Below are 8,182 nucleotides of genomic sequence, written 5' to 3'. Positions count from 1 at the left end.
GACGGGAACGCCCGCAGGGCGGCCCCGAAGGGGCTGAGGGCACGATGCCCGAAGTAATCCCTCCCTCTCCGCCATATAAAAAAGTTCATCCTGGCAAACAGCTGTAGGCCTCGTTTCAGACCAGGTCGAGGGAGGGTGAGCACCCTCGGCAGGGTTCGACCCGTCTGCCGGGAGCAGACGAGATTGCCACACCAACAGCAAAGCAGCGCAAAGCGCCGTTTTCGGCACGCTTAAAACTTAAAAAATGCACTTTGTTCTTCAACAAGAAAACGGTAAAATGCAGCCGCCATGGAGTTGGTGCTGTCTATTTCGGTGAGGTGTCCGAGTGGTTGAAGGAGCACGCCTGGAAAGTGTGTATAGGTTAACAGCCTATCGAGGGTTCGAATCCCTCCCTCACCGCCACTTGAGTTGACGACATAATACCCAATATCCTGCGGCTGAAAAATCTCGTCGAGAACGGACGAAAAACCGCATCAAGGCTCGCCCTGTCTTTCTAGCATAACATAGAACACTCGCTCCAAATCCAGCCGCCGCGAGCGCTTATGGTGTCAGGCTATCCGGACAAACTTAACGCGCAAACCAATTCGCTGGCATCGAGTGCAACCGTCATTCTTTTTCACGAATCGATTTTTGAAAGTGCCCCCTTTTGCGAAATGCCAGTTTCTGCATATCGTCCACCTCATCGCCTTCATCGACAATTTCGACCCCTATCAGGGTCTCAAGCAGGTCTTCTAGGGTGATAAGGCCGCGCACTGTGCCGTATTCGTTCACGACAAGCGCAATATGTTGGCTTTTCTGAAGAAGTCGGCTCAGTGCATGGATGGTTGAAGCCTTATCCAGCAGTGTCATCAGTGGACGCTTGTAATCGCCAATTTGTCGTTCACCATTGCCACGCGCCTGCGCCAATAACAAGTCCGATCGCAAAACAAAGCCGACAATTTCGTCCGGCTCATCACCCTTGTAGACAGGAATGCGTGAAAATCGCTTTTTATCGAAACGATGAAAATACCATTCGACCGTCTTGTCTTGGGAGACTGTAAACATAACGCTCCGCGGAGTCATGCATCGTGAGATAGGCAATGGAGCCGAATTCAAAATATTTTTCAGCGCAGATGATTCTGCTGGCGTCAGCCGACCGTCCAGCCGCCCGATGTCCACAATTGCGGAAATTTCGTCACGACTGATCCCCTCCCCCTTTTTTTCATTTGATAAGAGTTTGGTAATCCCTTGGGCAGCAACAACGGCCGGATACAAAAGCGCCAAAAGCCAATTGCAAAAAATGGCCACGGCAGGTGCCAACTGCCGCCAGTAGGTTGCGCCCAAACTTTTCGGAATAATTTCGCTGACAACCAAAATGAGCAATGTCAACACACCCGAGACCAGTCCAATATAGGCATCTCCGAATACCTCTACCGCCTGAGCGCCAGCACCTGTCGCACCAACTGTATGGGCAATTGTGTTGAGCGTTAGAATGGCCGCAAGCGGCTTATCAATATCTTTTTTCAGTTTTGCCAAACGTCTTGCCTGCACTGGCCTTTCTTTTTTTAATGCACCGATGTAGCCGCGCGTGACGCTGAGCAAAACAGCCTCCGCGATGGAACATACGAACGAGACGCTAAGTGCGAGCGCAACATAAAGAATTAACCAAGCCATCTGCTTTTGACTCCCTCAGTCATGCTGGGCACGCTGGATGATTTTCGTCAGTGATTCTTCCATAAATTCGGCGACGATCGCTTGTGCCTCGCGGGTCGGATGAATGCGGTCACTTTGAAACATCTCAGGCCTGTCTGCCAGTGGTGTCAACAAAAATGGGACGAGTGGCACATTTTTCATTTCAGCCAGACGCGGATAAATGTTTTCAAACGCATTGACATAATCCTTTCCATAGCTCTCAGGCAAACGAATTTGCATCAAAATAACTTTACCGCCTTGCGCGAACACTCCATCTATCAAGTGACTAAGATTTTTCTGGATAACCTGTGGCGGGAAGCCCCGTAACCCGTCATTGGCGCCAAGCTCGATTAAAACCCAGTCCGGGCGATGCTGGCGCAGTAGGTTGGGAAGGCGCTGTCTCGCTCCCTGTGTGGTTTCGCCGGACCGACTCGCATTGATAACCTCCACGGGTAGACGGTTCTTCTTAATTTTTCGCTGCCACAACGCCACCCAACCTTCTTCAGTTTGAAGTCCATGCGCGGCAGACAAGCTGTCTCCCAAGATTAAAATTCGCTGTTGTTTCAAGGGCTCGGATAGGGCACTATCACACCAAACAAGCAAAAAAAGAATCGCTAAGAAGTGTCTAGTCAATTGCATTCCTTAACACCAGTTATCTCCGCTCACCAAGTCACTTGGCATGTCACTTTAGGCGGTAAAACGATCCCCATTTTGAATAATATTTCAATGGAAGTCTATGCATCAGAAGTGGTTGCCATTGTCGGTCGCTCCGGCTCAGGAAAAACCAGCTTGTTGTCAATACTGGCTGGGTTGCATCTGCCCACGTCAGGTACTGTCGAGTTGCTCGGGCAAAATCTCAATGCGCTCGATGAAGACCAGCGTGCGGCCATCCGCCTTGGCCGGGTTGCCTTCGTGTTTCAATCTTTTGAATTGCTCCCTGAACTCACAGCGCTGGAAAATGTGATGTTACCGCTTCAAATCACAGGCGAGCCAAATCCTGAAAGAGAGGCGCGTCAATGGCTGAACAAGGTCGGTTTGCATGAGCGCATCCGGCATTTTCCGACACAGTTGTCCGGTGGCGAACAGCAACGCGTGGCAATTGCCAGAGCCTTTGTGACCAATCCCCAAATCGTATTTGCCGACGAACCTACCGGCAACCTGGATGAGACCACGGCAAAAGCGATTACCGACCTTATGTTCGATCTGAATGAAAAATACGGCACCACGATGGTGTTCGTCACTCACGACCAAGCTCTCGCCCAAAGATGTCATCGAACATTTTCCATGCGCTCGGGAACGCTGCAGACCGACGAAACATTGCCGTCATGAAAAGCCAACGTCTCTTATTACACGCATTGATCGGGACCTTTGCCATACTCGCTACGACTTTTATGCTTGGTGATTATGGCCGCGCCATGGTTGCGGCCCAACAAAAAACGCTCCTTGGTGGGGATATACGCATCCGCTCGCCTGAGCCATTCGCACCGGTGTTAAATGCACCAAATTTGACTTCGTTCAAACAGGCCAATTGGGTCACGCTCAATACCATGATTTCGGCCAATGGCAACTTCGTGCTGGTGACGATGAAAGCCGTTGATAAGAGCTATCCGCTCTATGGTGAAGTGCGCATTGATACCGGCAGTGGTGAGCCGCAGCAACGACGCGGGGCTCCGCCGAAAGATGGGATATGGCTTCCCAAAAGCCTCGGACAGCGTCTCAAAATAAAACTAGGCGATCAGGTCAGCCTTGCCAATCAAAGCTACCGTGTTGATGCTTGGCTGCTTGAGACCCCTGACTTAATCGGTGGTTTTCAGAGTTTCTTTCCTCTTGTCCTCGTCAATTTCTCATCGATTGATCAAACGCTGCTGACGAAACCGGGGGCGCGGCCATATTTTTTTCGTGCGTATGCGGTGCCGAACGGTGCAACAGCTGACCAGCTGATTTCCACCATTGAGCGACTTAAGGACCCACTCATCCAGATACAGCACACTGACGGTGACAACAACAGAACAAGCCGGATTGTCGATAATGTCTTTCAGTTCATTTCGATGTTTCTCACTCTTGGCGTGGCATTCGCCGTACTGGCGTTGTCTTTGGCTTCCCAGGATTATGCACTTCGCGCCGAGCGACAAATCGCGCTGTTAAAGGCGCTCGGTGCCAGCAGACGACGCGCGGTAAAGCGCCTCATACGAACATGGCCAAAGTTCATAGGAAGTGCTTTGATTTTTGGTTTATTGATTGGGATTTTGGTGGCCATTGCGACTTTTTTGTGGCTTCGCCACTTTATTCCCATGGCGCCAATCGAACCCGCCGCCACAATGAAGCTGTTAAGCTTGAGTTTGCTGAAATCTGCAGCAGTCGGCACAATCATTTTCGTTGTCATAATCACTCCATTCTTGTGGCGAACCAGCCGCGTGCCCACCTGGTCGATCTTACATGCTCCGGGTAACCAAACACCGCCAGGCCTGACGATGTCCATTGGATTGGCTGCGGCTGTCGTTGGTGGCTTCATTTGGCTCATTACAAAGTCCGCCTATCTCGCAGGACTGTGGCTCGGCGCAGTTTTGTTGTGGGGACTGGTTTGGGCAGTCATCTTTCATATGCTCAACACTTTTTTGGTCAAACGTACTTCACCGAGCTCCGTAGCAGGCATCGCATTCCGACGATTGCATCAAACAACCTGGCAAACACTACTGCTGAGCGGCATTGGCGGGTTGGTGACGACCATATTTATTACCGTGGGCGCACTGGGCACAGAGCTGGCCGCCGAATGGAAACATGCTCTGACAGACAAAATGCCCAATCATTTTCTGCTTGACGTGATGCCCGATGACAAGCCTTTTATTGAATCATTTTTACACGAAAGGGGCATTCGTGACTTCCATTTTTACCCCATCATTCGCGCCAGACTTGCCAAAGTCAACGGCCGGCCAGCAGCGCAGCGGGAGCGTCAACGCATCGGCGCCTTACACAGACCACTTAACCTGACATACGCTGACGTTTTGCCGCCGGACAATGTGATTACCGACGGTGATTGGGCGACAACAAACATTGACGATCGGCCCGCCATCTCCATCGAAGCGTCGCTGGCCCAGCGTCTAGGGATCAAACTGGGTGATATGTTAACCTTTGCCATGGGGGAAAAAGAATTTTCCGGGGTGGTGACCACCATCCGACAAGTAGAGTGGGACAATCTTCGCCCAAATTTCTTTATCATATTCCGTAGCAAACCACAGAATATCCAAGCCGATATCAGCTATATCACAGCTTTCCATCTTCCACCCAATCAGGCAGATCTTCAAAATCTCATCGCAGAACGATGGCCTACCGTGCTTGTGCTCGACTTGCGAGCGGTTGTTGCAAAACTCAATGAAATTCTTGCCACGGGGCGCACCATTGTCGGCGCATTCATCTTAGTCGTCGCCCTTATGGCCCTTCTTTTACTAACAATTGTGACCGACTTGACAGAACACATCCATGCCCGTTGGACGACCATGACACGGGTATTTGGCGCGAGCCAGCGTCTCATTACGAGCATCATGCTGGCGCAAACCATAGCATTAAGCCTGAACACAGGCTTGCTTTCCTTATTGTTTGGCTGGAGCGCCTACCTTGCCATTGCCCGAACGATGTTTGATCTCAACGGTCGACTGCCCAGCCTTATGTGGCTTGCTGCGCCCATATTGATCAGCACAATACTTGCGCTTCTGCTCATGGTTCGTTTGCTGCCAATGGCTAAAAAAACCACGATTCAACTATTACGGGAGCGTTGATTGGTTAACTTTTGCTTCCGTCGTTCACGAAAAAAAGATTGGAGTAACGTGCGGCATTCCGCTTCTAAAAGGCCACCCCGCCATGCGCATCGGTGCTGGTAAATATTTTGATCAATTAGTTGAAATACACTTGTCACGGCGCCTGCCTTTTGATCATAGGCACCAAAAACAACCTCACGAACGCGCGCATGCACCAGTGCTCCCGCACACATGGCACAAGGCTCTAAGGTGACGTAAAGAGTGGTATCTGGCAGCCGATAATTGTTGAACTTTTTCGCAGCAAGTCGCAGACATTCAATTTCGGCGTGACTGGTCGGATCGGCGGCATGAATTGGTCGATTATACGCACCCGCCACAATTTCGCCCTGATACACGAGGACCGCACCAACCGGCACTTCTTGGTGTGCTGCCGCTTGTTCCGCCAGTGCCAGCGCGTGCTGCATGCACGCCCGGTCAAAGTCGGAAAACTCTGGCTGACCGCTCATTCCCACTCAATGGTCGCCGGCGGCTTGCCGGATATATCATAAACTACTCGAGATATACCATCTATCTCATTGATAATTCGATTGGATACTTTCGCCAGCAACTCGTAAGGCAACTGTGCCCAATGGGCGGTCATGAAGTCAATTGTCTCCACTGCCCTAAGCGCAATCACATAATCATACTTTCTTGCATCACCCATCACGCCTACGGAGCGCACTGGCAAGAACACCGCAAAAGCCTGACTGACCTTGTCATACCAGCCTGATGCTCGAAGTTCCTCAATGAATATAGCATCTGCTTTGCGTAACAAATCTGCATATTCTTTTTTGACTTCGCCCAAGATCCGAACCCCCAGCCCTGGCCCTGGGAAAGGATGGCGATAGAGCATGTCATACGGCAGGCCGAGCTCAAGGCCAATTTTACGCACTTCGTCCTTAAACAGCTCGCTCAAAGGCTCGACGAGCTTCAAGTGCATATCTTCGGGCAAGCCACCGACATTGTGGTGGCTTTTGATGACATGTGCTTTACCTGACTTTGCGCCAGCCGACTCGATGACATCAGGGTAAATTGTGCCCTGGGCTAACCATTTTGCATTTTTGAGCTTGGCCGCCTCTTCTTGGAACACTTCAACAAAAACGCGGCCAATAATTTTTCGCTTCTCCTCTGGATCACTCACCCCGGCAAGTGCCGACAGAAAACGGTCTTCGGCTGACACCTTGATCACCCGGATACCGAGATGCTCGGCAAACATGGCCATCACCTGATCGGCTTCATTCAATCGAAGCAAGCCATTGTCGACGAATACACAGGTCAGCTGATCGCCAATGGCACGATGTAGCAATACGGCTGTCACAGAAGAATCCACGCCGCCGGAAAGCCCAAGAATTACTTCATCTTGACCAACTTTCTCGCGAATTTTCGTTATCGCGTCGGTCACAATATTGCCGGGGTTCCATAACGCCTCGCAGCCACAGATCTGCCGGACAAATCGCTCGAGAATTCGCCCGCCCTGGCGCGTATGCGTCACCTCCGGATGGAACTGAACACCATAAAAATGTCGTGCCTCATCCGCCATGGCCGCAATGGGCGCATTGTCTGTCTCACCAATGACTTGAAAACCCGGTGGCAAATTTTCGACCCTGTCACCATGACTCATCCAAACATCTATGGAAGAGACACCGTTTGCTTCAACATGGTCCTCAATTCCTTCGAAAAGTTTCGAGTGTCCATGCAGCCGAACACGGGCATAACCAAATTCCCTATGGGTCGAGGACGAGACTTTGCCCCCTAGCTGATGAGCCATAGTTTGCATACCGTAACATATGCCAAACACGGGGACTCCAAGTTCAAATACGACCGGATTGGCACGAGGGGTATCCTCTGCTGTCACAGACTCCGGTCCACCGGACAAAATAATGCCTTTTGGATTGAACTCGCGTATGGCTGCCTCAGGCATATCAAAAGGATGCAATTCACAATACACGCCAATTTCGCGCACACGACGCGCAATCAGTTGGGTATATTGCGAGCCAAAATCTAGAATCAGAATTTTATGGGCATGGATGTCCGGCTGCATGCATTGCTCCTGTCGAATATACTGGGTCTATTCTGCGCCGAGACGATGCTCGGCACAGAAAATACTAGCGTTTAATTTGATAGTTCGGTGCTTCTTTGGTGATGGTGACATCATGCACATGGCTTTCGTTCATACCCGCTGAAGTCACACGGACAAATTGAGCCTTTTCCTTCAGTTCAGCGATCGTCCGGCAACCAGTCAGCCCCATACAAGAACGCAGTCCGCCCATCATCTGATGGACAATACTTATCATGCTGCCTTTGTACGGGACGCGACCTTCGATACCTTCTGGAACAAGTTTATCCACCGCATTTGAGCTTTGAAAATAGCGGTCCCCTGAGCCATGTTTTTGTGCCATGGCGCCAAGGGAGCCCATGCCACGGTAACTTTTGTAGGAACGCCCCTGATAAAGTTCGACTTCACCCGGGGACTCTTCGGTGCCTGCCAGCAACGAACCGACCATCACGGCGTCAGCGCCAGCCGCCAACGCTTTACACATATCACCACTAAAGCGGATGCCACCGTCGGCGATAAAAGGCACACCTGTATTCTTCAATGCCTGTGCCACGTTGGCCACCGCGCTGATTTGTGGCACACCGACACCCGTGACAATTCGCGTGGTGCAAATGGAGCCCGGGCCAATGCCGACTTTCACTCCGTCGGCTCCTGCCTCAACGAT

The 8,182-nt window shown here is 51.2% G+C and carries 7 protein-coding genes and 1 tRNA gene; 3 read left to right on the top strand and 5 right to left on the bottom strand.

Annotated elements, in window-relative coordinates:
• The first annotated feature begins 311 nt into the window (after nucleotides 1-311).
• A tRNA-Ser gene (locus tag D6694_04020) sits at nucleotides 312-402 on the top strand.
• Between the two features lie 204 nt (nucleotides 403-606).
• Here the strand turns inward: D6694_04020 and D6694_04015 are convergent.
• Together D6694_04015 and D6694_04010 are read right to left on the bottom strand one after the other, a co-directional pair.
• On the bottom strand, nucleotides 607-1,653 hold the full coding sequence (locus D6694_04015) for an HlyC/CorC family transporter (protein RMH45979.1): 1,047 nt from the start codon (nucleotides 1,651-1,653) through the stop codon (nucleotides 607-609).
• Between the two features lie 15 nt (nucleotides 1,654-1,668).
• Complete coding sequence (locus D6694_04010) at nucleotides 1,669-2,310, bottom strand: arylesterase (GenBank protein ID RMH45978.1); 642 nt, start codon at nucleotides 2,308-2,310, stop codon at nucleotides 1,669-1,671.
• An 87-nt stretch (nucleotides 2,311-2,397) separates the two neighbouring features.
• Here D6694_04010 and D6694_04005 point away from each other — a divergent pair, with 87 nt between their 5' ends.
• Entirely contained in the window at nucleotides 2,398-3,000 is a 603-nt protein-coding gene (locus tag D6694_04005) for an ABC transporter ATP-binding protein (GenBank protein ID RMH45977.1), read from the top strand.
• The gene (locus D6694_04000; GenBank protein RMH45976.1) at nucleotides 2,997-5,444 is read left to right on the top strand and encodes a hypothetical protein; all 2,448 of its coding nucleotides are present in this window, start codon (nucleotides 2,997-2,999) and stop codon (nucleotides 5,442-5,444) included. Before D6694_04005 ends, D6694_04000 begins: the two co-directional genes overlap by 4 nt.
• Here D6694_04000 and tadA read toward each other — a convergent pair.
• The 3 genes from tadA to D6694_03985 form a co-directional block, all read right to left on the bottom strand.
• Nucleotides 5,423-5,887: a tRNA adenosine(34) deaminase TadA gene (gene tadA, locus D6694_03995; GenBank protein RMH45980.1), complete on the bottom strand. Its 465-nt coding sequence runs from the start codon at nucleotides 5,885-5,887 to the stop codon at nucleotides 5,423-5,425. The two genes, D6694_04000 and tadA, sit on opposite strands and share 22 nt — an antisense overlap.
• 38 nt (nucleotides 5,888-5,925) lie before the next feature.
• Nucleotides 5,926-7,503 (bottom strand): glutamine-hydrolyzing GMP synthase, encoded by a 1,578-nt coding sequence (locus D6694_03990; GenBank protein ID RMH45975.1) that lies wholly within the window; start codon nucleotides 7,501-7,503, stop codon nucleotides 5,926-5,928.
• A gap of 64 nt (nucleotides 7,504-7,567) precedes the next feature.
• Nucleotides 7,568-8,182 (bottom strand): IMP dehydrogenase (locus D6694_03985; protein ID RMH45974.1); only part of this gene is annotated, 615 nt, incomplete at its 5' end.

The sequence above is a fragment of the Gammaproteobacteria bacterium genome (assembly GCA_003696665.1).
Classification (GTDB): domain Bacteria; phylum Pseudomonadota; class Gammaproteobacteria; order Enterobacterales.
Note: the sequence above shows the minus strand (reverse complement) of the source record. Positions and strands in the feature narration are given on the sequence as shown.

Coding starts and splice junctions, on each gene's coding strand:
- D6694_04005 (RMH45977.1), top strand. CDS start 2,398: ATGGAAGTCTATGCATCAGAAGTGGTTGCCATTGTCGGTCGCTCCGGC.
- D6694_04015 (RMH45979.1), bottom strand. CDS start 1,653: ATGGCTTGGTTAATTCTTTATGTTGCGCTCGCACTTAGCGTCTCGTTC.
- D6694_04000 (RMH45976.1), top strand. CDS start 2,997: ATGAAAAGCCAACGTCTCTTATTACACGCATTGATCGGGACCTTTGCC.
- D6694_04010 (RMH45978.1), bottom strand. CDS start 2,310: ATGCAATTGACTAGACACTTCTTAGCGATTCTTTTTTTGCTTGTTTGG.
- tadA (RMH45980.1), bottom strand. CDS start 5,887: ATGCAGCACGCGCTGGCACTGGCGGAACAAGCGGCAGCACACCAAGAA.
- D6694_03990 (RMH45975.1), bottom strand. CDS start 7,503: ATGCAGCCGGACATCCATGCCCATAAAATTCTGATTCTAGATTTTGGC.